Genomic DNA, 25,247 nt, shown 5'->3' with positions numbered 1-25,247 from the left:
GTGAGGGCTCTCGGGGAGAGGGAGAGAGCTTTACTTCGCCTTCAGGAAATCCGCGACCTCGAGCAGCACGAACTCGTTGTCGTCGGCCTTGTTGGGATCGCGGCTGGAGGAGAACGGCAGGTTATTGTCGTTGCCGACAATGATGTGCGTGTCGTCGACGCGATCGACGTTCTCGATGGTGAAGAACGGGAAGGTGTAGACGCCGTCGTTGAGCGGCTTCCTCGCCTTCTTGTCGGGATCCCTGATCTTCATCAGGTCGATATAGCCGATCTTGCGCACGGGCTTGCCGACATTGGAGTCGGTGAGCTCGATCTTGTAGATGCGCTTGAACTTGGCAAGATCCGGGAAGCAATTCTCGCCGCGCGTACCCTGCGGGCACGCCTTGTCGGCGGTGCCTTCGCCGTTGTCGCGCTCGATGACGAGGCCGGAGGCCTGATCGATCATGTTGAAGTCGCCGATGGCGTTGCCGTTCTGCTCGAACACGTACTGCCAGTAGCGGCCGGTGAATTTCTCCGCGGCGACGTCGAATTCGAGGATCCGCGAGGCTTCCTTGCCGTCGACCTTCTCCCAGTCCTTCTTCTCCGCATCCCACAGCGGTCCTTCGAGCAAGCCGTAGATGAACTTGCCGTCCTTCGACGAGGCGAAGCCCTCAAAACCCTTGGAGCGGCGGAGATTGACGTTGGTGTAGGTTGCGCCGGGTGCGCCGGGCGTCGCGACGGCCCAGTTGTCCGGCGAGCGCACCGGCTTGCCGTCGGCGAGGGTCTCGAAAACCCCGAGGATCTTGCCCGATTTATCGGCCTTCAGGACGTAGGGGCCGAACTCGTCGCCGATCCAGAAAGTGTCGCCGATGATCTGGAAACCCTCGGTATCGAAATCGGAGCCGGTGAGATAGCGCTTCTCGGTGTCCTCATGGACGATGCGGAACGGCACCTTCTTGTCGGGATCATGCAGGAAGATGGTCTCCAGCCGCTCGATCTTGCCGTTCGCCCAATCCATCTTGTGGCGGTTGAGGTACAGCATCGAATCCGGCGAGTTGGCGCGCGCACCCATACCGTTATCGGTGATGACCCAGAAGCTGCCGTCGGGCATGGTCTTGATGCCGGAATGGCCCTGGAGTGGCTGGCTCTTGAACGGCAACGACACGCCGGTCGGTCGCTCATAGGACTTGCCCATGACAGTGCCAAGCGCGTCGACCCGCTTGCCAGTGGTGTATTTGCCGGAGGTCTTGAGATCGGTGGGGGCATCGGCCGGAGCATCGATGAAGGTGGCGGCCGGCATCACCACGTGGCCGGCGAGCTTGGCCGGGAATTCGCCCTCGCTCTGCGCGAGCGCGGTGCTTACGGTGAGAATGATCGTTGCGACGGAGCTGAGAAAAGTCGCGCGCATGTGCGTCTCCTGTTGGCGGACGCACGCCTTATGCGGATCGCATGTTGCAGTATTGTGAAGCCGGGCCAAAGGCCGCAGCCCTCTTCGCCTCTCCCCACGACAACGGGGAGAGGCAGGGCGAGCGAGCGAGGCTACTCCTTCACCGCGCCGGTCAGCGACGACACGTAATAGTCCACGAACAACGAGTAGAAGATCGCAACCGGCAGCGAGCCGAGCAGTGATCCCGCCATCAGCGCGCCCCATTGGTAGACGTCGCCGGTGACGAGCTCGGTCAAGATCGCGACCGGTACGGTCTTGTTGGCGCCGCTCTGGATGAAGGCGAGTGCGTAGATGAACTCGTTCCAGGACAGCGTGAAGGAGAAGATGCCGGCCGAGATCAGCCCGGGCACCGCAAGCGGCAGCGTGATCCGGCGCAGGATCTGCAGCCGCGTGGCGCCGTCCACCAGCGCACACTCCTCGAGCTCATAAGGGATCGACTTGAAATAGCCGATCAGGAGCCAAGTGCAGAACGGCACCAGGAAGGTCGGATAGACCAGGATCAGGGCCAGCGGCGAATCGAACAGGCCGAACTGCACCACCACGGTGGCGAGCGGAATGAACAGGATCGACGGCGGCACGAGATAGGCGAGATAGATGCCGAGGCCGACATAAGGACTGCTGCGGAAACGCAGGCGTTCGATGGCGTAGGCCGCCAGCGTGCTCGCGATCAGCGACAGCGTGGTCGCCCCGATCGCGACCAGCATCGTCGTCCACAGCCAATGCGGATAAGCGGTGTTGAACAGCAGGTGCTTGATGTGCGCCAGCGTCGGCGAGGAAATCCAGAACGGATTGTGCTCCTTGTAATTCATCAACTCCGCGTTCGGCTTGAACGAGGTGATCGCCATCCAGTAGAACGGGAACAGCAGGATCAGCACGAAGCAGCCGAGCGGCAGATAGATCATCATCAGCCGCCGCAGCCCGGAATCCCAGGCCATCGTGTCGGGCGCTGCCTTCGCGTCGGCGACAGCGGCTTGCGCGACAGTATCAGTCATTGCTCTCTCCCTGCTGCCACTTGCGGCGGGCCAGGCCGAAATAGGAGAACAGCGTCGCGAACACCAGGAACGGGATCATCGACACCGCGATCGCGGCACCTTCACCGAGCTCGCCGCCGGCGATGCCGCGCTGGAACGCCAGCGTCGCCAGCAGGTGAGTCGAGTTGCCGGGCCCGCCACGGGTGATGGCGTAGACCAGCTGGAAGTCGGTGAATGTGAAGATGATCGAGAAAGTCATGACGATGGCGAGGATCGGCATCATCATCGGAAAGGTGATGTAGCGGAATCGCTGCCAGGCGCTGGCGCCGTCGAGCATCGCAGCCTCGTAGAGCGAGGGCGAGATGGTCTGCAGCCCCGCCAGCAGCGAGATCGCGACGAAGGGAATGCCGCGCCAGATATTGGCGGCGATCAGCGAGAAGCGCGCCGGCCAGGGCGAGCCGAGGAAGTCGATGTTGTCGCTGCGCCAATGCAGCACGTCGACCAGCAGGTAGGAGATGATCGAGAATTGCGGATCGTAGATCCACCAGAACGCCAGCGCCGACAGCACGGTCGGTACGATCCACGGCAGCAGGATGATCGCGCGCAGCACGCTCTTGAACGGAAAATGGTTGTTGAGCAGCAGCGCGAGCCAGAAGCCGAGTGCGAATTTCCCGAACGTCGCGATGGCCGTGTAGACCACGCTGTAGAACACCGCGTTCCACCACAGGGAATCGGTGAGCAGATACTGGAAGTTCTCGAGTCCGACGTAGCTGCCACGCTGGCCGATCGTGGTGTCGGTGAAGGCGAGCCAGATACCGAGGCCGAGTGGATAGGTGAGGAAGACCGTAAGCAGCCCGATCGCAGGTGCCAGACACATCATGATCAGGAACGGCTTGTAGTCGAACAATCGCACCAGCCAGTTCGGTTGCCGCTGGGCCAGCGCGGGAGAGGGGAGGGTGGTCACGGACATCAGCTTTTTGTCCTGTCGTTGAACGTCATCCCACCGCCATTGCGAGGAGCGAAGCGACGAAGCAAATCCAGACTGTCTCCGCGGACGCGCTCCGGATTGCTTCGCTTCGCTCGCAATGACGATCGCTCAGCTGCCTAACGGTTTTGCCGCCGGAAGTACCGCTTGCAGCGCTGCTCGGCTTCCGCGGCCGCGGCCTCTGGCGTGGCCGCGCCGGTCGCGACCGACGAGAACATCTGAATCAGCACGTAGTCTGCGCTGACCGCCCCCGTCGCCGTCGAGATCGGGCCCTTGTAGCCGTCGTAATAGGTGCTGTTCATCGTGTCCTTGAACAGCTTCACTTTGGGATCCTGCGACCAAACGGCGGCCTCGGCATAGGCCGCGAGCGGCTGGGCCCAGTAGCCGGAATTGGCATTGAGCCACGGCTCGTACTGGTCCTTTTCCAGCATGTATTGCAGGAAGGCCTTGGCGGCGTTGGGGTACTGGCTGTGCTTGAACACCATCGCGTTCAGGGTCAGGCCCGCCATCGGCGAGACCTTGGCCAGGCCCTTCGGCAGCAGCTGATGTTCGCTGTCCTCGGCGATCGCCTTGGTGGCAGGATCGTTCTTCAATGAGAAGTACAGCGACACGCCGTTGGCGGTCAGGGAAATCTCCTGCGAGGAGTAGGCGCGGTTGTTGCTGACGTCGTTCCACGACGTCGTGCCGGCGATGAAGGTCGGGTACAACTGCTTGACCCAGTTCAGCGCGGCGATCGTCTCCTTGCTGTTGATGGTGAGGTTGCCCTCTTCGTCGAGCAGGGCGGCATTGTGTGACCACAGCGCCCAGTTCGCAAAACCGTTGCCGTCACCCTTGGCGTTGCCGAGCGCGAAACCGGCCGGCTTGCCGGCCTTGTGCAGCTTTTGGCACAGGTCGACGATTCCGGCATGGTCTTCCGGCACCTTGTCGAAGCCGACCGATTGCAGGACCGACTTGCGGTAGATCAGGGGCCCCGCGGTGGCGCCGAACGGCAGCCCGATCCAGGTCTCGCTCTTGTTCTTCTTGCCGTAGCGTTGCGCCAGCGGCAGCCAGCCGCCATACTTCTTGCCGACATAGTCCGCGACGTCGGTCAGCTCGATCAGCTTGTCGATATAGATGTGCGGCGCATCGGAGAAGCCGATGATGATGTCAGGACCGGCGCCGGAATTGGCGGTCACCGCGGTCTGCTGGTTGATGTCTTCCCAGCCGACGAAGTCGACCTTCACCTCAACGCCGGTCTCCTTGGTGAACTTCGCTGCATTCGCGCGGAATACATCCTCATCCGCCTGGACGAAACGTACGGGCCGCAGCATGCGTAAGGATGCGCCCTTCTCGATCGGCAGCTTGGGCGCCGGAACGTCGGCGGCCTTGATCGTTGATGGTGGTGTTTGCGCTGCAGCACCGGTGGCCGCGAGCGTTGCAGCGGACAGGCCCAGCGCCAAGGCATCACGACGTGTGATGTCGTTCCTCATCAGTACCTCCCTATGATGTTCCCTTCCCGGCGTTGATCGCCGGTGAAGGGCCGTTTCGGTCGTCGGCGCGTTTTACGCCGGCCCGTCTAGCTGTTCGGTCCGCGGTCCATGCTGACGGGCTGCCAGCGGCGGAGTGCGGTGTTCTGCAGCACCGACGGATTGACGCAGCTTACCGGCCACATGCCCTGAAGCACCAGTGACAATTCGTAGCCCACCCGGCGCTTGCGCGCTTCGTCAAACCGTGCCGAGGCCGAGGCGACGTGGGCTGTCAGCGTCACGTTCTCCATGCCGAGCAGGGGATTGTTGTGCGAGGGGGGCTCCTTCTCCAGCACGTCGAGGGCGGCATGCGCGATCCAGCCCTCTTGCAGCGCCTTGATCAGGCTCTCCTCGTCCACGGTGGCACCGCGCCCGGTGTTGATGAAGATCGAGCCCTTCTTCATCTGCCGGAAGTGCTTTTCGGTCAGCATGTGATGCACCTCGGGCCTCGCCGGCGCGTGCATCGAGACGAAGTCGGATTGCGACAGCACCTCGTTCAGCGTCGCCGGCATCACGCCGTGGTCGTACATCAGCGTTTCCTGGATGAAGGGATCATAGGCCATCATGCGCAGGCCGAACGGCGCGGCGCGTTTCGCAACCGCACGCGCCACGCGGCCGAACGAGATGAAGCCGAGCGTCTGGCCCATCAGCCGCGGGATCTTGAGCAGTGCCGGCCGGCCCTCGGCCCAGCGGCCGTCGCGCACCATGCGGTCCTGCTCGACCAGGCGGCGGAAGCCCGCGAGCAGCAGCATCATGGCGTGGTCGGCGACCTCCTCGATGAAGGTGTCGGGGATGTTGGTGACGGGAATTCCGCGGGCGGTGGCGGCCTTGACGTCGACACTGTCGACACCGACCGAGCCGAGCGTGATGACCTTGCAGCTCTCCAGCGCGTCGATGATCGATTTGGTGATCGGGATGCCCTTGGCATAGATGGCGTCGGCATTCTTGGCGGCGGCGATGAACCCGGCCTCGTCGGCCGGCGCCTCGACGATCTCGGCATCGATCGGATCGAGTGCCTCGCGCTCATAGGAATAATCGCTGCCCGCAACGGTGAAGCTCGCACCCTTCGGCGTCACCACCCTGTATTTCGGCATGTCCTGCTCCCGATTTGGTTTCTTGTTGTGACCCGCCTTCGTGGCGGGCCTTTGCGTCTTTTACGCGAAATCGCGGCCGGTGCGTACAATTCGCGGTTGTCGTGAGCGAGGTATATTTCCGATTTTCCGCGCGCGGTCCGGGCTTCTACGGAGGCACGTAAGTAACTTGCTAAGGGCTCGGCCACTAAAAATTGATTCGATTATGATCGATCTGGTCGCGTGTCCGTGTCCCACTTTTGCCGGAGCTAACCTGTGAAGTTGAGCAATCTGAAGATCGCCCCCAAGCTGGGCATTCTTGTCGGCGTCACCTTGTTCGGCCTTTGCGCCTCCGGTGTTCTCGCCGGCTATCTGATGAAGCGCGAGATGGTGAATGCGCGCGTCGACCAGACCAAGGCAATCGTCGAGCTGGCCCGCAACTACGCCGCGACGCTGATGAAGCGGGTCAATGCCGGCGAGATGACCAAGGATGCCGCGCTCGCGGACCTGCGCCGCTACGGCAACGCGATGACTTACGACAAGGGGTCCGGCTATCTGTTCGGCACCACCTATGACGGCATCACGCAGCTCGCGCCGGATCCGAAGCAGATCGGCCAGAACCGCATGGACGTGGAAACGAATGGCCGCAAGCTGTCCCGCGAGATCATGGACGGCGTCAAGGCCAACGGCGAACTCCTGCTCTTCTATGAGTATGTGAAACCCGGACAGCCAAAGCCGATCCGCAAGCTCGGTTACGCGGTCGCCATCCCCGGCTTCGACATGTATCTGGGCACGGGTGCCTATCTCGATGACATCGACGAGAAGATGGGGCCGGCCTACTGGCTGCTCGGCCTTGCCATGCTCGGCATCGTCATCGTTGCCGGCAGCGTCGCCTGGATGATCGGACGCAGCATCAGCCGTCCGCTGGCGCTGCTCGGCATGCGCATGAAGGATCTCGCCGAGGGCAAGCTCGAAGGCGACATCCCCGGTGTCGGTCGCGGCGATGAGGTCGGTGAGATGGCTTCGACCGTACAGATCTTCAAGGACAATGCAGTCCGCATCCGCGAGATCGAGCGAGCCGAGGCCGATGCCAAGGAGCGCGCCGCGGCGGAACGTCGCAGCGCGATGGAGGACATCGCCAACGACTTCGAACGCAGCGTCAACGGCATCGTCCGCTCGGTCTCCTCGGCCGCGGCGGGCATGCAGACGACGGCGCAATCGATGACTGCCACTGCCAGCGACGCCTCCTCGCGTGCGGCAACGGTCGGCGCTGCCTCGCAAAAGGCTTCCGGCAATGTCGGGACGGTCGCGGCGGCCGCCGAAGAGCTGTCGAGCTCGGTTGCGGAAATCTCCCGCCAGGTCACGCGCTCGACCGAAGTGGCGAGCCGTGCCGTCAATGACGCCGAGCGTACCAACGCCACCGTTCAGGTGCTCTCCTCCGGCGCCGAGAAGATCGGCGAGGTCGTCAAGCTGATCCACTCGATCGCGGCGCAGACCAACCTGCTCGCGCTCAACGCTACCATCGAGGCCGCCCGAGCCGGCGAGTCCGGCCGCGGCTTCGCCGTGGTCGCCTCCGAGGTCAAGGCGCTCGCCAATCAGACCGCGAAGGCGACCGAGGAGATTTCCGCCCAGGTCGCTGCGATGCAGACCTCGACCAGCGACGCGGTCGCGGCCATCTCCGGCATCACCCAGACGATCGCCGAGATGAGCGAGATCACGGCCGGCATTTCCGCATCGATCGAGCAGCAGGGCGAGGCGACCCGCGAGATCGCGCGCAACATCCAGTCGGTCGCGGCCGGTTCGAGCGAAATCAACGCCCATATTGGCAGTGTCACCTCGGCCGCGGAAGCGACCGGCAGTGCCGCCACCGACGTGCTCTCCAATGCCCGCGAACTGGACAACCAATCCGGCGCGCTGCGCACCGCCGTCGACAACTTCCTCGCCAAGGTGCGCGCGGCGTAGTTTTCGCGCGTGCACCGACGCTTCGATCTGCTCCGCCGTCTGCCCGGGACAAGCCCGGCCATGACGGAGAATGCGGAGGTCTCGTGCTCCGGACGCAGCGCAGCGCTCCTTCAGCGATGCGCTGCTGAGCCGGGGGCATGCGGCGGTCGGGGTCCCGGCTCTGCGATGCATCGCGGACGCGCTGCATCTTGTCCGGAACACGGGGACTGATCCTACTGCTTTTCGATCTTCGCGTTGGTGATCAGCTTCTCCCACAGCACGAGCTGCTCATTGACGAAGGTGCCGAGCTCCTCCGGCGTGCCGGAGAAGGCGTCCATGCCGAGTGTGGCGAGCTGCGCCTTGATTTCCGGCTTCTCGACGATCTTGCGGATCTCGGTGTTGAGCCGCGTCACGATCTCCTTCGGCATGCCGGCGGGGCCGAAATAGCCCTGCCAGGACGAGATGTCGAAATCCGGCACGCCCGCCTCCTGCATCGAGGGCAGGTGTGGCACCAGCGGCGAGCGCTCCTTGGTGGTGACGGCGAGCGCGCGCAGGGCGTTGCCGTTGACATGGGGCAGGCCGGTCAGGATGTCCACGAACATCATCGAGACGCGGCCGCCAATGACGTCGTTGAGCGCCGGCGGCGAGCTCTTGTAGGGCACGTGCAAGAGGTCGAGCCCGGCATTGTGCGCGAAGGTCGCACCCGACACGATCGCCGACGACGAGCCCGAGGCGTAGCTCAGCTTCCCGGGATTGGCCTTGCCATAAGCGATGAGCTCGGCGACGGACTTGGCCGGCACTTCCGGATTGATGACCAGCATAAAGGGCAGATCGCCGGTACGGGCGATCGGGGTAAAATCCTTGACCGGATCGTAAGTGAGACTCTTGAGCAGATAGGGGTTGGCCGAATGCGTGGTGTTGGTCGTCACCAGCAGCGTGTATCCGTCGGGGGCGGCTTTCGCGACGTAGGTCGCGGCGAGCATGCCGTTGGCACCCGCCTTGTTCTCGATGACGATGCCGACGCCGAGCGCCTGCGACAGATGCTGCGAGATCAGGCGCGTCGTGGTGTCGGTGCCGCTGCCGGCCGCGAACGGCAAGACCAGCGTGATGTTGCGGCTGGGATAAGTGTCGGCCTGAGCCGTGGAAGCTGCGGCGAGGCAAAGTGCGGCCGCGCCGATGGTGCGCAGGTTTCGAATCAGCCCTGAAAGCATATGTGGTCGTTCCCTCTTTTTCGTTGGCGGGAAACTAGCGTCTGTTCGCTGAAATCGGAAGACGGGAGTTGCGTGCCCCGGGCGCACTGCAGCGCGCCGCTTTCGCGGCGTGATGCGCTGCCGAACCGGGGCCCACATTCGCGGCACACTGGATCCCGGCTCCGCGATGCAGCGCTTAGGCGCTGCATCTTGTCCGGACACGAGATCGCACGCGCCCGTCCGTCACACGGAATTACTTCGCCGCCGAGCCCTGGCGCGATGCGAGCACGACGCCGGCGAGCACCAGCGCATAGCCGATCAGGTGGAACGGCTGGAGCTTTTCGCCCAGCAGCAGGATCGCCATCGCCGAGCCGAACACCGGCACGAGATGGAAGAACGGCGAGGCGCGGTTCGGGCCGATCAGCGCCACGCCGCGATTGAAGAAGAGGTAGGCGAGGGTGGAGGGAAAGATCAGGATGTAGCCCAGCGTCGCCAGCGTCATCCCGTCGAAGTGCAGCACGCGGCCGCTCGCCGCCTCCCAGATCGCGGTGGGAAGCAGCATGGTCGCGCCGCAGCAGGTGGTGAAGGCCAGGAAGGAGAGCTGATGGATCTTCGGCCGCCGCGGGATGAAGGCGGAGTAGAGGCCGAACGCCACCAGCGAGGAGGCGAACATGATGTCGCCCCTGTTGAAGCTGATGCTCGCGAGCGCGGCGAGGTCGCCGCGCAGGATGATGATCAGCACGCCGGCCAGGGAGATTGCGATGCCGCCGAGCTGCGCTCCGGTCAGCCGCACGCCGAACAGCACCAGCGACCACAGTGCCACGAACAGCGGCCCTGCCGATTGGATCAGCAGCGCGTTCAGCGCCTCTGTGTATTGCATCGCCCAGTACGAGATCGCATTGTTGAAGGCAAAGCCGACCAGCGACAGGAACAGCATCAAGGGCAGGCTCTTGCGCAAGGCAGGCCAGTCGCGCTTCAGATGCGGCCAGGCGAACGGCAACAGGATCAGGAACACGCCGAACCAGCGGATCGTGGTCATCGTCAGCGGCGGCACATGCGCGCCGACATGGCGGGCGAGCACGATGTTGCCGGCCCAGAACAGCGAGCTCAGACTGAGCAGCAGATAAGGCTGGTTGTTGAGCCGGCTGGCCGGACTGGCGGTCGGTGTTGCGGGCGAAGCGATCGTCATGGGCGTTGCATGCAAGCTTGCGCCGGATCGCCGAGATGACACAAGTCACAGGGCCGCAATGCTACAATGCGCGCATGAGCTGAGGAGGTGCCGTTGGCGGTTAATATGTTGAACATCGAGGGCCTGGAGAAGCTCGAACCGAATGCGCCGGTGGTGATGCTGAACCTGATGCGCTTCCACGCGCGCTCGCGCGACGGCGATGGGTCCGGATGGGACGCGTATCTGCGCTACAGCGCGATCACGGTGCCGATGATCAGGGCGCGCGGCGGCACTCTGCTTTGGACCGGTGAAGCGAAGGCGGTCGCGCTCGGCCCGCATCAGGGTAACCAGTGGGACTTCGTCGCGCTGGTCTATTACCCGTCCGTCGCGGCCTTTCTCGACATGATGACGTCGGAAGCCTACGAGCGTGAAGCCGATCCCCATCGCGTCAACGCCTGCGCCGAGCACGTCATCATCGCGACAAGCGAAGCGTACAGCAAGTTCAGGCCCAAATAGGCATACCTGTCACGCGGCGTGCACTTTTCCCCTCTCCCACAACAAGGGGAGAAGGAAGTGCAGAGCCGCGCTCCTGGTGGCGCCTACGCCGCCTGCTTCCTCGAGGCCGCGAACACGCCCGCCAGCACCAGCGCGAAGCCGATGAAGTGGAACGCCTGCGGGTGTTCGCCCAGAAATGCCATCGCCATGATCGAACCGAACACCGGCACGACGTGGAAGAACGGCGCGGCGCGATTGGCGCCGATCAGCCGCACGCCGCGATTGAAGCAGAGATAGGCGAGCGCCGAGGGGAAAACGGCGACGTAGAACAGGGTCAAGAGGTTCGGCCCGTCGAGCTTCATGACCGGACGCGCGGACAGTTCCCAGATCTCCAGCGGAACGAGACAGGCGGCGCCGCAGCCGAAGGTGAAGGCGAGGAACGAGAGGCCGTGCATCGGCGGCCGCTTCAGTGACAGCACCGAATAGAGCGCGAAGATCAGGAGCGCGAGGAGGAAGATCAGGTCGCCCTTGTTGAAGTCGATGCTCGACAGCGTGGTGAAATCGCCGTGCAGCAGGATGGTCAGCACGCCGCACATCGACAGCAGCACGCCGAAAGCCTGTGCCGCGGTGAGCCGGATGCCGAGGATGACCAGCGACCACAGCGCCACCAGCAGTGGCGCGGCCGACTGCAGCAGCAGCGTGTTGAGCGCCTGGGTATGCTCCAGCGCCCAATATTGCAGCGTGTTGAAGGCGCCGATGCCGGTGATCGAGAGGGTGACCATCAGGCCGAGCTTGCCGCGGATGGCCGGCCAGTCCTGCACGAGGTGCTTCCAGGCGAACGGCAGCACCAGCAGGAAGGCGAAGGACCAGCGCAGGAACGACAGCGTGACCGGCGGAATGTGGCCGGCGGCGAGCCGCCCGACGATGGCGTTGCCGGCCCAGCACAGCGCCGTGATGCTGAGCAGCAGATAAGGCTGGTTGGCGACCCAGCTGTGGCCGGATGTTTCCGCGCTCGTGGTCTGGCCGGTGGCGGACATTGTGATGATGCGGGCCCCGCGTGGAGTACGCCGAGCCCTCCGGCCCGGCGGGATCCGGGCCGGCTGATCACCCGGCAGCATCCAAAGACACGGAAAACGAGGTTGCATCAACGGGGGCGGACGCATCGCGACCATGCTGGCGGCGGAGGCGGCCTCTCAGGCTTTGGTCGAAGCCAGCGCGCCGGCTGCGAAGGTTTCTGGATTTTTCGGCGATATCAAAGGCTTGGAGCGCGCGCTGGGCCCGAAAAAAGCCCCGTTCTTGCTTGCCTAGAGGGGCCGCTTCCTTTATCCGGTTGGGCAGCCTCGCGTGCGACCGGCCTCGGCCGGGAATTGGGCTGGGCGCAGGCATGATCCCGGAAGAGTGGGTCCCGGTTTTCCGTTCGGATCATGCCACTTACAGAGAAATCTTCGAAGGATTACCCGCGCATGGCCAATGTTGTCGTCGTCGGCGCCCAGTGGGGCGACGAAGGAAAGGGCAAGATCGTCGACTGGTTGTCGGAGCAGGCGGATATCGTCGTGCGCTTCCAGGGCGGTCATAACGCCGGCCACACGCTGGTGATCAACGGCAAGACCTACAAGCTCGCGCTCCTGCCCTCCGGCGTCCTGCGCGAGGGCAAGCTGTCGGTGATCGGCAATGGCGTCGTGTTCGATCCTGCCGCGTTCCTCGACGAGGTCACCAAGCTCAGGGCCCAGGGCGTGGCGGTCTCTCCGGACAATTTGCGCATCGCCGAGAACGTCACGCTGATCCTGCCGCTGCACCGCGAGCTCGATGCGCACCGCGAATCCGCCAGCGCCGCGACCGCGATCGGCACCACCCGCCGCGGCATTGGCCCGGCCTATGAAGACAAGGTCGGCCGCCGCGCCATCCGCCTGATGGATCTCGCCGACCTCGATACGCTCCCGCACAAGATCGACCGGCTCCTGGCTCACCACAATGCACTGCGCCGTGGCCTCAATCTGCCGGAGTTCGACGGCAAGGAGATCCTGAAGGAGCTGACCGCGCTTGCGCCGCAGCTGCTGCCCTATGCCGAGACGGTGTGGCGGCTGCTCGACATCGAGAGGCGCGCCGGCAAACGCATGCTGTTCGAGGGCGCGCAAGGCGCGCTGCTCGATGTCGATCACGGCACCTATCCTTACGTCACCTCGTCCAACACGGTGGCGGCGCAGGCCGCGACCGGCGCCGGCCTCGGGCCTGGCGCGGTCGGCTACGTGCTCGGCCTGTGCAAGGCCTATACGACCCGCGTCGGCCAGGGCCCGTTCCCGACCGAGCAGGACAACGACATCGGCCGTAAGATCGGCGAGCGCGGCCGCGAGTTCGGAACCAATACCGGCCGTCCGCGCCGCTGCGGCTGGTTCGACGCCGTGCTGGTCCGCCAGGCGGTCCGGACCTGCGGCATCAATGGCCTCGCGCTGACCAAGCTCGACATCCTCGACGGCTTCGATTCGATCGAGGTCTGTACCGGCTACAAGCTCGACGGCAAGGAGATCGACCATTTCCCGGCCGGCGAGGGCGCGCAAAGCCGGGTCGAGCCGATCTACGAGACCATCGAGGGCTGGAAGGAGCCGACCGCCAGTGCGCGGTCCTGGGCCGACCTCCCGGCCCAGGCCATCAAATATGTCCGGCGGATCGAGGAATTGGTTGGGTGCCCGGTCGCGCTGCTTTCCACCAGCCCCGAACGCGAAGATACTATCCTGGTGCAAAATCCGTTTGAGGCTTAACGATATCTTACCGGGACGCGCGTATAGTTGAGTAGAAATGGCTGATTACTACCCGCTGATCGCCCGCGCTATTGCCGCCCTGGACCCCAACGCTCCCGGCGAAAGCCGTCGCGCGCTCTATGAACGGGCGCGCACGGCCCTGATCGCGCAGCTGCGCAGCGTGCAGCCGCCGCTTTCCGAATCCGAGATCACGCGCGAACGGCTGTCGCTGGAAGAGGCCGTCCGCAAGGTCGAATCGGAGGCCGCCCAGCGTGCCCGCGAGGCCTCGCGCCCAGGTGCGGCAGGTGGGGCAGGTGGGGCGGGGCGCCCTGGCGGCAGTGGCGATGCCTTCCGCCGCGCCAGCACCCGTGCCACCGAGGGCAACCCGGCTGCGGCTCCGCCGCGCACGCGTCCGGCCCCGACGCCGCCGCGGGCCGACCGCCCGTCCTTCAACGTCGATGATCAGGGGGAGGCCCCGCGTCCGCCGCGCGCTCCCCGTTTCGACGCGCCGCGCCAGGGAGGACCCGCCGCCCCGCCGCCGACGCCGGAGCCGCCGGCCGGGCGCGATCGCCAAGGTGCGCGCCGTCCGCCCGACGCGGGACCGCCACCGCCGCTGCCGCCGTCGCCCGGCGTGCGCGGCTTCCGCGACATCACGGCCGATGCCAATGATCTCGGCGGCGCTGCCGCGCAGGCCAGCCGCGCCGCGCGGCGCACCTATGCCAACGTGCCCTCGCCCTCGCCGGAATTCGACCGGCTGGAGCCGAGCCTGGAAAACCGCGCCGGCGAGTCCGAGGCGCCCTATTCCTACGACGAATCGATCGAGGAGGCCGAGCGCTACGCGCCGCCGTCGCCGCGTCCGCGTATCGCGCCCGACCGCGACGCCAAGAAGCGCGCCCGCACCCGCTCGGGCTTTCCGTTCAAGAGCGCGATCGCCGTCGGCATCGTGCTGATTCTGGTCGGGGCCGGCATTCTCTGGGGCAAGCAGCTGGTGCAGACCGCCACCAATCTGTTCAAGCCGTCGGCGACGCAGGTGGTGGAGGCGCCAAAGGATGCCTCGCAGCCGCAGAGCAAGCCAAAGATTCCCGATCGCGTCGGCCAGCCCAGCGACCAGCCGGTCGCACCGGTGGCGCAGAGGGCCGTGCTCTATGACGCGGATCCGTCCGACCCGAAGGGCAAGCAGTATGTCGGCTCGGTGGTGTGGCGGCTCGAGCCGATCAAGGCCTCCGGCAACCAGAAGGCCGACGTTGCCGTGCGCGCCGACATCGAGATCCCCGACCGCAAGTTCAAGATGACGATGTCGTTCCGCCGCAACACCGACTCCTCGCTGCCGGCGAGCCACACCGCGGAGCTGACCTTCATCCTGCCGCAGGATTTTCCCGGCGGCAGCGTCTCCAACGTGCCGGGCATCCTGATGAAGTCGAACGAGCAGGCGCGCGGCACGCCTCTCGCTGGCCTCGCGGTCAAGGTCACCGACGGCTTCTTCCTGGTCGGCCTCTCCAACGTCGACGCCGACCGCAGCCGCAACGTGCAGCTCCTGAAGGAGCGCTCCTGGTTCGACGTGCCCTTGGTCTACGCCGACCAGCGCCGCGCCATCATCGCCATCGAGAAGGGCGCCCCCGGCGAGCGCGCCTTCAACGACGCCTTCGCCCAGTGGGGCGACTGAACTCTTCACCTCTCACTACGGGAGAGGTGAAGCGAATCCTCTCGCGACGATCATTCAACCAAGGTTGAGCCGGCTACTGCGCCGCGGCTTCCCGCTTGCGCGCTGCTGCGGCGGCTGCGTGCTCGCGGTCCATCACGGCGCGGCAGCCGGGGCTGACATGGGCCTTGTTCCTGACCATGCAGGCGGTGATCCGCGGGATGTCGGGAATCTCGCTGGAGCACAGCCGCATGGCGTCAGCCGAGCACATCTGCTGGGCTTCCTGCGAGAAGGCGAGACTGGGTGATGTCTGGAGTGCGAAGGTGCTGGCGAGTGCGTACAGCGAAGCGATGGTCTGATAGCGTGTCATGAAGGATGGTCCCCGAGTTCCCCTGGGCTTGAGCCGCTTGGTTTTGGGGCGCCGCACGCGGCTTGATCTGCCGCACGTCACAGCCTTCACGCCGGGATATTGATCCCGCATGTGGTCGCTCGATTACTTGATGTTCGAATCGAAAGTGCTACGCCGCCCGAGCGAAGTATGCGCCATTGTCACGGACCTGCAATGGTCAGCGCAAAGGAATTCGCAATTGTTGCGCGCGAGTCACGTCGCGCGCGATCAGATCTGTTCCGCATCGATCCCGCCGAGAGCGGCGGCGTGTTCCTCGATGGCGGTGACGCCCTTGGCCGTGAGCTCGAACAGATCGCCGTCCTTCATCACGTAGCCCTCGGCGATAAGCTGCCCCACCATGCCCTGCCGGTCGTCGGCAAACGCAACGGATTGGCTGATGTCCCGCAGGATCGAGAGTTGTTCGTCGCGCAACATGGCTTCACACTCCGTTCGCGGGGGATGGGGCTCGGTCCTCACATGCCGTGGCTCTGAAAGACCTTGCTGCAAGCGCGCGACAATTTGGATCGGTTGGCTTGCAGGCAGCTCTGCACCGCGCCGTCATTGCCGAGATCCTTGCGGCAGAAGCGCGAGGCGTCCCGCGAGCAGGCCTTCTGCTCCTGCGGCGTGCCCATATGGTCTTGCGCAAGAGCGGGCACGTCGGACAGGCCGCTCAAGGCTGCCAGCGCGATCGTCGCCAGGAGAAGTTTGCGGGCCATCGGCCCCTCCAATCCGCCAGGGAAAATTCTGGTCCTGTCTGAACTCGTCGTCCTGCCACTTGTTCCCCTAGGCCGCGCCCGCGCCCCGGCTGTTCAAGGTTCCCGCGGCGCTGTTATAACGCTGGCGAAGTGTGAGGGTTGTTGGATGAAACGCTATCTGGTGTTTGCCCTGGTTGGCCCGTTCGTCGGCGGGTTCCTGCTGCTGCTGACGACGACCTACCAGTCCGGCTATTGGGCCCAGACCAGTCTCGGCGAGGTCGGCAAGCTGTTCGTCGTGTTTTTCAAGACCCTGCAATACAGCTATCTGTTCGGCTTCCTGCCCTCACTGATGATCGGCGCGGTCGACGACATCCTGATCCACATTCGCCGGATCGGCCCGGGTTTGCGGATGCTCCTGGTCGGCCTGTTCGCCTTCGCTCTGGCCTCGCTCACCTACAGCTCGCGCGGACCGGATTCGGGCGCGGTGCAGTTCATCCTGTATGGCCTCGTCGGGTTCGTGCCGGCGGTGATGTCGTCCTGGCTCGTGCATCGCTATATCGAGGAGCCGCGAGCGGCGGCGGCGTCGACCTGATGCGCCGCGTCAGGTCGCGGCAGCAACCTCCGCCGCGCTGGCGCGTTCACCGAAAGCCATGATCATGTCCGAGGACGACATCCTTGCTCCGCGCAAATCCCGTACGGGCAGCAGCTCGCGCGCGACCTTTTCTCGCCATGAGGCGCGCGGGCCGATCATCGACCAGGAGGGCCACGAGATCAGGCCGGAAAGCCTGGAGGAGGGGTTTCGCGAGTTTCGCTTCGAATTCGGGCAAGCGAGCCCGTTCGGCAATCTGACACGCGAGCAGCGGATCGCGCGTTTCGAGGCGATCGCAAAGCTGCTCGACGTCGCCTTCATCCTGCCCGGCACCAACATCCGCTACGGCATCGACGGGCTGATCGGACTGATCCCTGTCGTCGGCGACATCATCACCACCGCGATCTCGCTGTGGCTCGTGCGCGAGGCCCGCGCGCTGGGAGCGCCCTGGTACCTCACCGCGCGCATGCTCGGCAATGTCGCGGTCGACGGCGTGGTCGGCCTGGTCCCGTTCGCGGGCGATGCCTTCGATGTGATGTTCCGAGCCAACATGCGCAACGTCCGTCTCTTGCGCCGCTGTCTGGAGAAGCAGCCGCGGATGTAGCGTCTCTTTAGTTCCTCTGCCTTGCTCTCGTGTCCCGGACAAGGTGCGGCGCGTAAGCGCGGCGCCGCAGAGCCGGGACCCAGCAGCCACGGTGAATATCGATCCGTGGGCCCCGGCTCTGCAGCGCACCGCTGAAGGAGCGCTGCGGTGCGTCCGGGGCACGAGAGTCGTCGCCTCGCTTCCACAAGCGGGAGAGGGAGAACCCAAAACGCAAAAGGCGCGATGACCTCTCGGTCACCGCGCCTTTTGCGCACATCGAAGGTTTTTACGAAAGGCTTACGCCGCGTCGGCGTCAGTCTCCGCAGCCGGAGCCGGCTTGGGCCGACGGGGCAGCGGGAAGGCATCGCTCTCGTACAGCGAGCGAATGCCGTTCTGGTCGAAGCGCGCTTCCTCGACCTGGAGATAGGCGCCGTTCAACGAGTCCGTCGGCAACTGCTCCATCGCGAACTGCACGGCCTCGGCCGCAGTGCCGAACCGCCGATAGGTGAAGCCTGCACGCTTCTTCTTGCGGATCGCGGCGGGGAAGAGTTCGGCGGAGGTGTTGAAGTTGAACGGACGCATTGGACGCATGGTCAAAGACCTCGTGATCTTCTCTGGGGCTTTAAGCGCGTGGGGTTTGGGGAGGGCAGGGGCCGCAATCGAGCGGGCCCGCCGCATGTCATTTTCGCCCACTAATATAAGCCGATTTGACAGAAATGCGACCCCCGCGATGCGAGATGATGAATCCACGCATGGCAGCTCCGCAGCCGGAATAAATCGAGTAATATCAATGTGTTAAATGGTTTAAATCTTGCCAAGAAGCAGTAGCACGATCAGCACCACGAGAACGACCCCGCCGATGCCCATGCCGGAATGGCCGAGGCCATAGCCGTAGCCGCCGAACCGGCCGGACAGGCCGCCGACCAGATAGATGATCACCAGGATGATCAGGATGGTCCCAAGCGTCATGGCATCCTCCCTGGCAGTCGCCGAGATGCGATGATCGGCCGCACCGCCAGAGGAGAAAAGCACATCACGCCGCCGGGTTCCACGGGGGAACCCGGCGCGCGCGGCGTTTATTTCGGCTCCAGCTTCAGCGCCGCCGAGTTGATGCAGTAGCGCAGACCGGTCGGCCCGGGGCCGTCGGGAAAGACGTGGCCGAGATGACCGCTGCATTTGGAGCAGAGCACTTCGGTGCGGATCATGCCGTGACTCGTATCCCGTTCCTCGTCGATATGGCTCTCGACCGCGGGCTGGGTGAAGCTCGGCCAGCCACAACCGGAATCGAACTTGGCGTCGGATTCGAACAGCACATTGCCGCAGCCGGCGCAGACGTAGGTGCCGGCACGCTCTTCGTGCTCATATTCGCCGGAGAAGGGACGCTCGGTCGCCTTCTCGCGCAGCACGGCGTATTGCATCGGCGTCAATTCGCGCCGCCACTGCTCTTCGCTCTTGATGACCTTGTCGTCGGTGGTTTTCGTCTTGGTGTCGGGCATGGGTTTCCCGTTTTCTGGTGATCTCGCGATCAGTTGGTGGCCTTGCTGGCATTCACCAGCGTCGGCTTCTCAATGTAATTGTCCGCGAACAGCTTTTTCAGGTTCTCGACCTTCGGGATGTCGTTGTAGGCGATATAGGGCTGGTTCGGGTGCAGCGTCAGATAGTCCTGGTGGTAAGCCTCCGCCGGATAGAATGCCTCGAGCGCGCCGATCTTGGTCACGATCGGCTTGTTGAAGACCTTCGCACTGTTGAGCTGCGCGATATAGGCCTCCGCCACCTTCTTCTGCTCGTCGGAAGTGGTGAAGATCGCGGAGCGATATTGCGGGCCGACGTCAGGGCCCTGGCGATTGAGCTGGGTCGGGTCGTGCACCACCGAGAAGTAGATCTGGAGGATCTTGCCGTAGGAGATCTTCTTCGGGTCGTACTTGATCTCGACCGACTCGGCGTGGCCGGTGCGGCCGCTCGAGACCGTCTGGTAATCGGCGGTCGCCTTGGTGCCGCCGGCATAGCCGGAGACGGCGTTGACGACGCCTGCGGTGTGCTGGAAGACGCCTTGCACGCCCCAGAAGCAGCCGCCGGCGAGCACGGCGGTCTGGATGCCGCTCGCGGGCGCCGCGTCCACGGCGGGGGCGGGGATCACGACCGCATCCTCCGCGGCCCGGGACGGCATGGTGAAAGCCAGCGTCAGGGCGGTGGTTGCGGCGAGCAGGGAGGCGAGTGCGGTTCGGCGCATGGCAATCCTCTTTCGGAAGGGCTGACAGTCTAGGGCGGTCGCGACCGGGCGAACAGTCTGCCCGGGGATGTTTTCGCATCATTCGAGATACGGCCACCGCCGGTGATTGTTACGGCGGCGTGGACACGAGGCCGTGAAGACCGGCGCCTGGACCAATCGCGCCCGCGCGCGAACGCTGATGAAGGATTTCGACGGTGCAATCGCGGATTTCGCCGAGGCCGAGAAGATCGATCCGTCCGCGCCGCAGATCGCCGGCAACCGCTGAGTCACCTACGGCATGATGCGTAAATTCGACCAGGCCCTCGCAGCGGTTCTAAACTACGATGCTCAGCCTTTTCGCCGCCCGCGTGATCCCCGTGTACAGCCACCGCGCCCTGGACTCCTGAAACGCAAAGCTCTCATCGAACAGCACGACGTCGTCCCATTGCGAGCCCTGCGATTTGTGCACGGTCAGCACGTAGCCGTAGTCGAACTCGTCGTAGGGCTTGCGCTGCTCCCAGGCGATCTGCTCGATGCCGCCCTCGAAGCAATCGGCGCGCACCGAGACTTTCGTCACCTTGTGGCCGAAATCCTCGTCCGGCGACAGCCGCATGGAGAGGATGCGCGACTTCGAGCGCGAGGTGTTGCGCGACTTGACGCGCCACAGGCCGCCGTTGAACAGGCCTTTCTTGCGGTTGTTGCGCAGGCACACCAGCTTGTCGCCCGCGACTGGAAACTGGTCCTCGATGTTCTGGCGCTGGCGGACCCGCATGTTGTAGGCGCGTCGGGTGTTGTTGCGGCCGACCAGGATCTGGTCGGCGCCCATGACGCGGTCGGGGTCGAGCTCCTTGCGCGAGACGACCTCGCTCTCGCCATAGCGGCCGATGTCGAGCTCGCGTCCCTCGCGCACGTCCATCGACATCCGCACGATCGGATCGTCCTGAGCCTGGCGGTGCACCTCGGTCAGCATCGCGTCGGGCTCCGAATTGGTGAAGAAGCCGCCGCCCTGGATCGGCGGCAGCTGCGCGGGATCGCCCAGCACCAGGAGGGGACAGTCGAACGACATCAGGTCGCGCCCCAGTTCGGCGTCGACCATCGAGCATTCGTCGATTACGATCAGCTTCGCCTTGGAGGCCGGCGCGTCGTCCCACAGCTCGAAGCTCGGCTGCTCCTCGCCGGATTCCCGGGCACGGTAGATCAGCGAGTGGATGGTGGAGGCGCCGTCGCAGCCCTTGTTGCGCATGACGAGCGCCGCCTTGCCGGTGAACGCGGCGAACTTCACCTCGCCATCGACGCCATCGGCGATGTGCCGCGCCAGCGTGGTCTTGCCGGTGCCGGCGAAGCCGAACAGGCGGAAGATCGGCGGCGTGCCGCCCCGGCCCGGCTTGGCCTTGAGCCAGTCGCCGACGGCCTTCAGAGCGGCATCCTGATGCGGGGTGAAAGTGGCCATGTCTGTCTTGATGAAGGGCGAAAGGCGGCGATTCGCAATCCTCAAAACTAACCATTCGTCGCGCCGGTTCAAGCGCAGGGCAGGCCGTTTCTCTGCGGTCCATCCTTCGAGACGCCCGCCTCTGGCGGGCCCTCCTGCGCGTCGTCCGGATGCATCAAGCACACGCCCTCAGGGAAAGCTCTGAACAACTCGGCCACGCGGCGTCACGGTGCCGGAATGTCAGTGCTCCAGCACGCGGCGGCCCGACAGCCAACAGGGAGAGTGCTGCTATGCCAGGCTCGGAATCGTTCTCCCGCGCGGCGAAATTGCAACGGCGTGGACAGCGCCGCCTCGCCTATTAAGATGACCTCAACGACAAGAATGCGGGAGAGCGACGCCATGAAGTTCGGCATCTTCTACGAGCTGCAATTGCCACGGCCCTGGGTGGCCGGCGACGAGCTCGCCCTCTACCAGAACGCGCTGTCGCAGATGGAGCTCGCCGACAAGCTCAGTTACGACCATGCCTGGGTGGTCGAGCATCACTTCCTCGAGGAATATTCGCATTCGCCTTCGCCGGAATCCTTCCTCGCCGCGGCGAGCCAGCGCACGCAGAAGATCAGGCTCGGCCACGGCATTCTCCAGCTCACCACCAATCACCCGGCGCGCGTCGCCGAGCGCGTTGCGGTGCTGGATCTGCTCAGCAACGGCCGCTGCGAGTTCGGCATGGGCGAGAGCGCATCCATTACCGAGCTCGAGCCGTTCGGCCGCGACATGGAGACCAAGAAGGAGGTGTTCGAGGAGGCGGTCGCCGCGATCTTTCCGATGTTCAAGGATGCCGGCAGCGAGCATCACGGCAAGTATTTCGACATCCCGTTGCGTAACGTCGTGCCGAAGCCGGTGCAGAAGCCGCACCCGCCGCTCTGGATGGCCTGCTCGCAGCTGCCGACCATCGAGCGCGCCGGCCGCCACGGCTTCGGCGCGCTCGGCTTCCAGTTCGTCAGCGCCGATGCCGCGCATGCCTGGGTGCACGCCTATTACAACGCGATGACCAAGCGGCTGCACAAGCTCGCCGACTACGAGATCAATCCGAACATGGCGCTGGTCTCGTTCTTCATGTGCGCCAAGACGGACGAGGAGGCGCGCGCCCGCGCCGAGGGTGCCACCTTCTTCCAGTTCGCACTGCGCTTCTACGGCGCCGCGCAGAACCGCCAGCGTCCCGCGCCCTACACCGTCAACATGTGGGACGAGTACAACAAGTGGAAGCGCGACAACCCCGAGGCGCAGGAGGCGGCGCTGCGCGGCGGCCTGATCGGCTCGCCGGAGACCATCCGCAGGAAGCTGAAGCGCTTCCAGTCGTCGCATATCGACCAGGTGATCCTGCTCAACCAGGCCGGCAAGAACAGGCACGAGCACATCTGCGAATCGCTCGAGCTGTTCGGCCGCGAGGTGATGCCCGAGTTCCAGAACGATCCGGCGCAAGCGGCCTGGAAGCAAGGCGTGATGAGCGGCGAGATCAAGCTGGAAGAGATCGACACCCGGGCTTTTACGGATCGATACGGCAAGCTCGCGATCAATGTCGCCCCGGTGAACGCCGCGGCGGGCTAGGCTGTCCGTTAAGTCATGTTGCTGACGCAATCTCTGTCTTAGTCGGTGACAACTTAAAACACTGCGTGGGAACCGCCCTGGTTCGCACACCGGTTCCATAGCCAAGGGGTTGGCGCGAATCCGCAAAACATCGGCGCAAGCATCATGAACGCATTCGCGTTCGCTTGCCCGCGTTTTGCGGGGCCGGGAACCGGACGACGAAAAATCACAGGAGTTATGATGACGTTCCGCTCGAGCGCCGCACTTTGCGGCGCCCTGGTTGCGCTTGCCGTGTCTGTTACCGTTGCTAGATGTGAAACGCGTGGGGTCCACTCAAACGCCGTCGCCGATGCCGCCTCCAGGGATGCGGTCGTCGGCGCTGCATCCATGTACAATCCATTCAAGCCGGGCAAGGAGGAGGGCGGACCGCGCACAGCCTCCGGCGAGCGTTATGATCCCTCTGCCTGGACGGCTGCGATCAAGACGAGCCTGCGAAAGAAATTTGGTGGGGTCCAATTTGGCGCGAGGCCGAAATATGCCCTCGTCGAGGCCGCAGGCAAGAAGGTGATCGTCAAGATCAATGACGTGGGTCCACTCAGGCCCGGCCGCATCATCGACTTCAACGAGCGCACGATGCGCCATTTCGATCCGAGCCTTGAGCGCGGAGTCATCAAGGACGTGAGAGTCAGCCCGCTCTCAGGGGGCGATTGGCCTTTGGGGCCGGTGGGCTGAACGTCGCACGCGGTCGAATGACAAGCCGAACTCGTCGCTTGAACTGCTCAGATGACGATCGGGGGGCTGAAAGGTCTCTGCCTTCCGCCGAAATCACCTTGCTGCTATCCTCCCGCAAAACAAGATCTTGCGGAGGAAACGATGCAATCTCAGGCGGTGCCCGCAAATCCGGTACCTGGCGATGTCACGTCCGCGGTGCTCGCCATCGGCCGGCCCGATTTCCCAAAAGTCCTGATCGACACGCTGCGCCGGCAGGCAGAGGTCGGTCACTGCATGGTGTTCGCGCTGAGCCGGGCCGGTGCCGCGCGCTGCCTGCTCGATGCCGGCAACATCCCGATCGGTGGCGATCTCGGGGCGGCCTATGCCGGCCAGTTCCACGAATCCGATCCCAACCGCGATGCATTGTTCGAAGCCGAGGGCAGCGCGCCGATCATGCTGCCTCAGTTCGCGCCGCGCATGTACGGCGCGCGTTACCGCAAGATCTTCTTCCAGGATTCCGGCATCGTCGACAAATGCGCGACCGCGATCTGGACCGGCGACACCTGCTTCTACGTCAATTTCTACCGCATCGCCGCGCAGGGACGTTTCAGTGCCACGCAGCGTGAGCGGCTTGAGGCCATCGCGCCGGCGATCGCGGCAAGCGTCGCCCGCCATTTTCAGGAGGCGGCAACGCCGGATCAGTCTCTCGCCGCACTGTTCGCGACCCGCCCGCCGCTCTCCGCTCTCACGCCGCGCGAGCAGGACGTCTGCCGCCGCATCCTGGCAGGCTTCAGCTCCGAGGCGATCTCGCAAGCGCTCCGCATCAGCCTGCATTCGACGCTGACCTACCGCAAGCGCGCCTATGAGCGGCTCGGTATCTCCTCGCAGAACGAGCTGTTCGCAATCGTGCTGCGGCTGCTCTCGGCGCCTCACGGCCTCAACTGAGTTGCCGAACTAGTTCGGCGTTAACCATCTCTGACGGTTCCGGCTTGGGCGATATCGCTTCGAAGTTTCTTAAATTTTGCTGGGTACCTCTTCCAGGCATGGTGACCTGGGGAAAGACATGAGCAAGCGGGCCAAACGCAGAAAGGCAGAGGCCCTCGCAATACCCATGGCCGCGAGAGTCGCAATCGGCGCCGTCGCTGTCGCCGCATTGGGGTACGGTCTGCTGTATCGCCCGGCGAGCGTGCAACCGGTCCGCAAGCCGTCCGCACAGGAAGCCAAGGCATCGTCAACTCCGGTTTACGTGGCACCTCCAGTTCATGCATCCGTGCCGGCTCCGGCACCGATTCCGGCCGCGGCGCCGCTGGTCGAACCACCAAAAGCCGACGCTGACGTTCCCGGAGCATTGGTTCGGCAGGTGGTCGACTACGCCAGTCACCAGGCGCCGGGCACCGTGATCATCGACACCGGAAACACGTTCCTCTATTTCGTCCTGAACGACAGGCAGGCGATGCGCTATGGCATCGGCGTCGGCCGCGAAGGTTTCACATGGTCCGGTGAGCAAACCGTGGCCCGTAAAGCCGAATGGCCGGATTGGCATCCGCCTGCGGAGATGGTCTCGCGTCAGCCTTATCTGCCGCGGTTCATGGCAGGCGGTCCCGGCAATCCGCTCGGCGCGCGCGCGATGTATCTGGGCGAGACCGAATATAGAATTCATGGCACCAACAAGCCCGATACGATCGGCAAGCGGGTTTCGTCCGGCTGTATCCGGTTGACCAACGAGGACGTCGTGGATCTCTATGAGCGGGTGAAGGTCGGAGCGAAAGTGATCGTGCTTCCGGCAAATGCTGCCCGCAGGCCGTCCCAGGGAGCGCCGGCCGACGCCGCCTCCCGATCGCCCGACCCGGCGTCGTCCAACCGGACCTCGGCAGCCAACGCGCAGATGCTGTCACCTGAACCGAAGATCGCCGAGGCCCGGTAACTCGGTCCTCC

27 protein-coding genes and 1 pseudogene are annotated in these 25,247 nt (G+C 64.5%); 12 read left to right on the top strand and 16 right to left on the bottom strand.

All coding sequences use genetic code 11. The features are described 5' to 3' along the window. Positions 1–30: 30 nt before the first annotated feature. The 5 genes from BRAD3257_RS34820 to BRAD3257_RS34800 all read right to left on the bottom strand — a co-directional run bounded on the left by BRAD3257_RS34820 (position 31) and on the right by BRAD3257_RS34800 (position 5,980). Entirely contained in the window at positions 31–1,386 is a 1,356-nt protein-coding gene (locus tag BRAD3257_RS34820) for an esterase-like activity of phytase family protein (protein WP_122405577.1), read from the bottom strand. Positions 1,387–1,517: 131 nt separating this feature from the next. After that, the gene (locus BRAD3257_RS34815; protein ID WP_122405576.1) at positions 1,518–2,417 is read right to left on the bottom strand and encodes a carbohydrate ABC transporter permease; all 900 of its coding nucleotides are present in this window, start codon (positions 2,415–2,417) and stop codon (positions 1,518–1,520) included. Then, positions 2,410–3,366 carry a carbohydrate ABC transporter permease gene (locus tag BRAD3257_RS34810; RefSeq protein ID WP_122405575.1) on the bottom strand — a complete coding sequence of 319 codons (957 nt, stop codon included), beginning with the start codon at positions 3,364–3,366 and terminating at the stop codon, positions 2,410–2,412. The genes BRAD3257_RS34815 and BRAD3257_RS34810 overlap by 8 nt, the downstream gene beginning before the upstream one ends. Before the next feature lie 134 nt (positions 3,367–3,500). Then, positions 3,501–4,850: an ABC transporter substrate-binding protein gene (locus tag BRAD3257_RS34805; RefSeq protein ID WP_122405574.1), complete on the bottom strand. Its 1,350-nt coding sequence runs from the start codon at positions 4,848–4,850 to the stop codon at positions 3,501–3,503. A gap of 86 nt (positions 4,851–4,936) precedes the next feature. After that, a complete protein-coding gene (locus BRAD3257_RS34800) occupies positions 4,937–5,980 on the bottom strand; it encodes a C-terminal binding protein (RefSeq protein ID WP_122405573.1) in 1,044 nt (347 codons plus the stop codon). Between the two features lie 252 nt (positions 5,981–6,232). On the opposite strand from BRAD3257_RS34800, the gene BRAD3257_RS34795 reads away from it, so the two are divergent. Then, a complete protein-coding gene (locus BRAD3257_RS34795) occupies positions 6,233–7,918 on the top strand; it encodes a methyl-accepting chemotaxis protein (RefSeq protein ID WP_122405572.1) in 1,686 nt (561 codons plus the stop codon). Between the two features lie 212 nt (positions 7,919–8,130). Here the strand turns inward: BRAD3257_RS34795 and BRAD3257_RS34790 are convergent, their stop codons facing one another. Beyond that, entirely contained in the window at positions 8,131–9,108 is a 978-nt protein-coding gene (locus BRAD3257_RS34790; protein WP_122405571.1) for a Bug family tripartite tricarboxylate transporter substrate binding protein, read from the bottom strand. Between the two features lie 232 nt (positions 9,109–9,340). After that, complete coding sequence (locus tag BRAD3257_RS34785; RefSeq protein WP_162500443.1) at positions 9,341–10,276, bottom strand: DMT family transporter; 936 nt, start codon at positions 10,274–10,276, stop codon at positions 9,341–9,343. Between the two features lie 105 nt (positions 10,277–10,381). Between BRAD3257_RS34785 and BRAD3257_RS34780 the strand changes: the two genes are divergently transcribed. Beyond that, entirely contained in the window at positions 10,382–10,771 is a 390-nt protein-coding gene (locus BRAD3257_RS34780; protein ID WP_174221651.1) for a DUF1330 domain-containing protein, read from the top strand. Positions 10,772–10,854: 83 nt separating this feature from the next. Here BRAD3257_RS34780 and BRAD3257_RS34775 read toward each other — a convergent pair whose 3' ends face one another. Next, on the bottom strand, positions 10,855–11,787 hold the full coding sequence (locus BRAD3257_RS34775; RefSeq protein WP_122405568.1) for a DMT family transporter: 933 nt from the start codon (positions 11,785–11,787) through the stop codon (positions 10,855–10,857). Positions 11,788–11,920: 133 nt separating this feature from the next. Here BRAD3257_RS34775 and BRAD3257_RS39960 point away from each other — a divergent pair, with 133 nt between their 5' ends. The 3 genes from BRAD3257_RS39960 (at position 11,921) to BRAD3257_RS34765 (ending at position 15,148) form a co-directional block, all read left to right on the top strand. Then, positions 11,921–12,058 (top strand): hypothetical protein, encoded by a 138-nt coding sequence (locus BRAD3257_RS39960; protein WP_160118923.1) that lies wholly within the window; start codon positions 11,921–11,923, stop codon positions 12,056–12,058. A gap of 155 nt (positions 12,059–12,213) precedes the next feature. Further along, the gene (locus BRAD3257_RS34770; protein ID WP_122405567.1) at positions 12,214–13,506 is read left to right on the top strand and encodes an adenylosuccinate synthase; all 1,293 of its coding nucleotides are present in this window, start codon (positions 12,214–12,216) and stop codon (positions 13,504–13,506) included. Positions 13,507–13,543: 37 nt separating this feature from the next. Continuing rightward, positions 13,544–15,148: a hypothetical protein gene (locus tag BRAD3257_RS34765; protein WP_122405566.1), complete on the top strand. Its 1,605-nt coding sequence runs from the start codon at positions 13,544–13,546 to the stop codon at positions 15,146–15,148. Between the two features lie 73 nt (positions 15,149–15,221). Here BRAD3257_RS34765 and BRAD3257_RS34760 read toward each other — a convergent pair whose 3' ends face one another. The 3 genes from BRAD3257_RS34760 to BRAD3257_RS34750 all read right to left on the bottom strand — a co-directional run bounded on the left by BRAD3257_RS34760 (position 15,222) and on the right by BRAD3257_RS34750 (position 16,228). Next, complete coding sequence (locus BRAD3257_RS34760; protein ID WP_347338415.1) at positions 15,222–15,494, bottom strand: hypothetical protein; 273 nt, start codon at positions 15,492–15,494, stop codon at positions 15,222–15,224. A 246-nt stretch (positions 15,495–15,740) separates the two neighbouring features. Continuing rightward, positions 15,741–15,947, bottom strand: coding sequence for a hypothetical protein (locus tag BRAD3257_RS34755; protein ID WP_162500441.1), 207 nt, complete (start codon positions 15,945–15,947; stop codon positions 15,741–15,743). Positions 15,948–15,985: 38 nt separating this feature from the next. Then, positions 15,986–16,228 carry a cysteine rich repeat-containing protein gene (locus tag BRAD3257_RS34750; protein ID WP_162500440.1) on the bottom strand — a complete coding sequence of 81 codons (243 nt, stop codon included), beginning with the start codon at positions 16,226–16,228 and terminating at the stop codon, positions 15,986–15,988. Between the two features lie 145 nt (positions 16,229–16,373). On the opposite strand from BRAD3257_RS34750, the gene BRAD3257_RS34745 reads away from it, so the two are divergent. Both BRAD3257_RS34745 and BRAD3257_RS34740 read left to right on the top strand, forming a co-directional pair. Beyond that, complete coding sequence (locus tag BRAD3257_RS34745; protein ID WP_122405563.1) at positions 16,374–16,799, top strand: DUF5413 family protein; 426 nt, start codon at positions 16,374–16,376, stop codon at positions 16,797–16,799. A 58-nt stretch (positions 16,800–16,857) separates the two neighbouring features. Continuing rightward, on the top strand, positions 16,858–17,400 hold the full coding sequence (locus BRAD3257_RS34740; RefSeq protein WP_122405562.1) for a DUF4112 domain-containing protein: 543 nt from the start codon (positions 16,858–16,860) through the stop codon (positions 17,398–17,400). Positions 17,401–17,676: 276 nt separating this feature from the next. On the opposite strand, the gene BRAD3257_RS34735 is transcribed toward BRAD3257_RS34740, so the two are convergent. From BRAD3257_RS34735 to msrA, 4 genes are all read right to left on the bottom strand, one after another. Then, complete coding sequence (locus BRAD3257_RS34735) at positions 17,677–17,970, bottom strand: hypothetical protein (protein ID WP_174221610.1); 294 nt, start codon at positions 17,968–17,970, stop codon at positions 17,677–17,679. Between the two features lie 213 nt (positions 17,971–18,183). Further along, on the bottom strand, positions 18,184–18,348 hold the full coding sequence (locus tag BRAD3257_RS34730) for a DUF3309 family protein (protein WP_162500439.1): 165 nt from the start codon (positions 18,346–18,348) through the stop codon (positions 18,184–18,186). 107 nt (positions 18,349–18,455) lie between these two features. Next, positions 18,456–18,875, bottom strand: a complete 420-nt coding sequence (gene msrB / locus BRAD3257_RS34725) for a peptide-methionine (R)-S-oxide reductase MsrB (RefSeq protein WP_122405559.1) — start codon at positions 18,873–18,875, stop codon at positions 18,456–18,458. Positions 18,876–18,904: 29 nt separating this feature from the next. After that, entirely contained in the window at positions 18,905–19,609 is a 705-nt protein-coding gene (gene msrA, locus BRAD3257_RS34720; protein ID WP_122405558.1) for a peptide-methionine (S)-S-oxide reductase MsrA, read from the bottom strand. Between the two features lie 148 nt (positions 19,610–19,757). Between msrA and BRAD3257_RS40570 the strand changes: the two are divergent. Then, positions 19,758–19,871: pseudogene (locus BRAD3257_RS40570) on the top strand (tetratricopeptide repeat protein); the annotation flags it as partial. Positions 19,872–19,922: 51 nt separating this feature from the next. On the opposite strand, the gene BRAD3257_RS34715 reads toward BRAD3257_RS40570, so the two are convergent. Continuing rightward, the gene (locus tag BRAD3257_RS34715; protein ID WP_162500438.1) at positions 19,923–21,038 is read right to left on the bottom strand and encodes an ATP-dependent DNA helicase; all 1,116 of its coding nucleotides are present in this window, start codon (positions 21,036–21,038) and stop codon (positions 19,923–19,925) included. Positions 21,039–21,416: 378 nt separating this feature from the next. On the opposite strand from BRAD3257_RS34715, the gene BRAD3257_RS34710 reads away from it, so the two are divergent. The 4 genes from BRAD3257_RS34710 to BRAD3257_RS34695 all read left to right on the top strand — a co-directional run bounded on the left by BRAD3257_RS34710 (position 21,417) and on the right by BRAD3257_RS34695 (position 25,236). Beyond that, positions 21,417–22,622 carry an LLM class flavin-dependent oxidoreductase gene (locus BRAD3257_RS34710; RefSeq protein WP_162500437.1) on the top strand — a complete coding sequence of 402 codons (1,206 nt, stop codon included), beginning with the start codon at positions 21,417–21,419 and terminating at the stop codon, positions 22,620–22,622. A gap of 216 nt (positions 22,623–22,838) precedes the next feature. Next, positions 22,839–23,333: a septal ring lytic transglycosylase RlpA family protein gene (locus BRAD3257_RS34705; RefSeq protein ID WP_174221650.1), complete on the top strand. Its 495-nt coding sequence runs from the start codon at positions 22,839–22,841 to the stop codon at positions 23,331–23,333. 141 nt (positions 23,334–23,474) lie between these two features. Then, positions 23,475–24,257, top strand: coding sequence for a helix-turn-helix transcriptional regulator (locus tag BRAD3257_RS34700; protein WP_122405556.1), 783 nt, complete (start codon positions 23,475–23,477; stop codon positions 24,255–24,257). A gap of 118 nt (positions 24,258–24,375) precedes the next feature. Further along, on the top strand, positions 24,376–25,236 hold the full coding sequence (locus tag BRAD3257_RS34695) for a L,D-transpeptidase (RefSeq protein WP_162500436.1): 861 nt from the start codon (positions 24,376–24,378) through the stop codon (positions 25,234–25,236). Positions 25,237–25,247 lie beyond the last annotated feature (11 nt).

The organism is Bradyrhizobium vignae, from assembly GCF_900324035.1.
GTDB classification, from domain to species: domain Bacteria; phylum Pseudomonadota; class Alphaproteobacteria; order Rhizobiales; family Xanthobacteraceae; genus Bradyrhizobium; species Bradyrhizobium vignae.
The sequence above is the reverse complement of the archived record's forward strand: the minus strand, read 5'-3'. Positions and strand labels throughout refer to the sequence as shown.

Excerpts from the sequence above, each read along its gene's own strand:
- BRAD3257_RS34820 (WP_122405577.1), bottom strand. The coding sequence starts at position 1,386 with ATGCGCGCGACTTTTCTCAGCTCCGTCGCAACGATCATTCTCACCGTA.
- BRAD3257_RS34815 (WP_122405576.1), bottom strand. The coding sequence starts at position 2,417 with ATGACTGATACTGTCGCGCAAGCCGCTGTCGCCGACGCGAAGGCAGCG.
- BRAD3257_RS34810 (WP_122405575.1), bottom strand. The coding sequence starts at position 3,366 with ATGTCCGTGACCACCCTCCCCTCTCCCGCGCTGGCCCAGCGGCAACCG.
- BRAD3257_RS34805 (WP_122405574.1), bottom strand. The coding sequence starts at position 4,850 with ATGAGGAACGACATCACACGTCGTGATGCCTTGGCGCTGGGCCTGTCC.
- BRAD3257_RS34800 (WP_122405573.1), bottom strand. The coding sequence starts at position 5,980 with ATGCCGAAATACAGGGTGGTGACGCCGAAGGGTGCGAGCTTCACCGTT.
- BRAD3257_RS34790 (WP_122405571.1), bottom strand. The coding sequence starts at position 9,108 with ATGCTTTCAGGGCTGATTCGAAACCTGCGCACCATCGGCGCGGCCGCA.
- BRAD3257_RS34785 (WP_162500443.1), bottom strand. The coding sequence starts at position 10,276 with ATGACGATCGCTTCGCCCGCAACACCGACCGCCAGTCCGGCCAGCCGG.
- BRAD3257_RS34780 (WP_174221651.1), top strand. The coding sequence starts at position 10,382 with ATGTTGAACATCGAGGGCCTGGAGAAGCTCGAACCGAATGCGCCGGTG.
- BRAD3257_RS34775 (WP_122405568.1), bottom strand. The coding sequence starts at position 11,787 with ATGTCCGCCACCGGCCAGACCACGAGCGCGGAAACATCCGGCCACAGC.
- BRAD3257_RS39960 (WP_160118923.1), top strand. The coding sequence starts at position 11,921 with ATGCTGGCGGCGGAGGCGGCCTCTCAGGCTTTGGTCGAAGCCAGCGCG.
- BRAD3257_RS34770 (WP_122405567.1), top strand. The coding sequence starts at position 12,214 with ATGGCCAATGTTGTCGTCGTCGGCGCCCAGTGGGGCGACGAAGGAAAG.
- BRAD3257_RS34765 (WP_122405566.1), top strand. The coding sequence starts at position 13,544 with ATGGCTGATTACTACCCGCTGATCGCCCGCGCTATTGCCGCCCTGGAC.
- BRAD3257_RS34760 (WP_347338415.1), bottom strand. The coding sequence starts at position 15,494 with ATGACACGCTATCAGACCATCGCTTCGCTGTACGCACTCGCCAGCACC.
- BRAD3257_RS34755 (WP_162500441.1), bottom strand. The coding sequence starts at position 15,947 with ATGTTGCGCGACGAACAACTCTCGATCCTGCGGGACATCAGCCAATCC.
- BRAD3257_RS34750 (WP_162500440.1), bottom strand. The coding sequence starts at position 16,228 with ATGGCCCGCAAACTTCTCCTGGCGACGATCGCGCTGGCAGCCTTGAGC.
- BRAD3257_RS34745 (WP_122405563.1), top strand. The coding sequence starts at position 16,374 with ATGAAACGCTATCTGGTGTTTGCCCTGGTTGGCCCGTTCGTCGGCGGG.
- BRAD3257_RS34740 (WP_122405562.1), top strand. The coding sequence starts at position 16,858 with ATGATCATGTCCGAGGACGACATCCTTGCTCCGCGCAAATCCCGTACG.
- BRAD3257_RS34735 (WP_174221610.1), bottom strand. The coding sequence starts at position 17,970 with ATGCGTCCAATGCGTCCGTTCAACTTCAACACCTCCGCCGAACTCTTC.
- BRAD3257_RS34730 (WP_162500439.1), bottom strand. The coding sequence starts at position 18,348 with ATGACGCTTGGGACCATCCTGATCATCCTGGTGATCATCTATCTGGTC.
- msrB (WP_122405559.1), bottom strand. The coding sequence starts at position 18,875 with ATGCCCGACACCAAGACGAAAACCACCGACGACAAGGTCATCAAGAGC.
- msrA (WP_122405558.1), bottom strand. The coding sequence starts at position 19,609 with ATGCGCCGAACCGCACTCGCCTCCCTGCTCGCCGCAACCACCGCCCTG.
- BRAD3257_RS34715 (WP_162500438.1), bottom strand. The coding sequence starts at position 21,038 with ATGGCCACTTTCACCCCGCATCAGGATGCCGCTCTGAAGGCCGTCGGC.
- BRAD3257_RS34710 (WP_162500437.1), top strand. The coding sequence starts at position 21,417 with ATGAAGTTCGGCATCTTCTACGAGCTGCAATTGCCACGGCCCTGGGTG.
- BRAD3257_RS34705 (WP_174221650.1), top strand. The coding sequence starts at position 22,839 with ATGATGACGTTCCGCTCGAGCGCCGCACTTTGCGGCGCCCTGGTTGCG.
- BRAD3257_RS34700 (WP_122405556.1), top strand. The coding sequence starts at position 23,475 with ATGCAATCTCAGGCGGTGCCCGCAAATCCGGTACCTGGCGATGTCACG.
- BRAD3257_RS34695 (WP_162500436.1), top strand. The coding sequence starts at position 24,376 with ATGAGCAAGCGGGCCAAACGCAGAAAGGCAGAGGCCCTCGCAATACCC.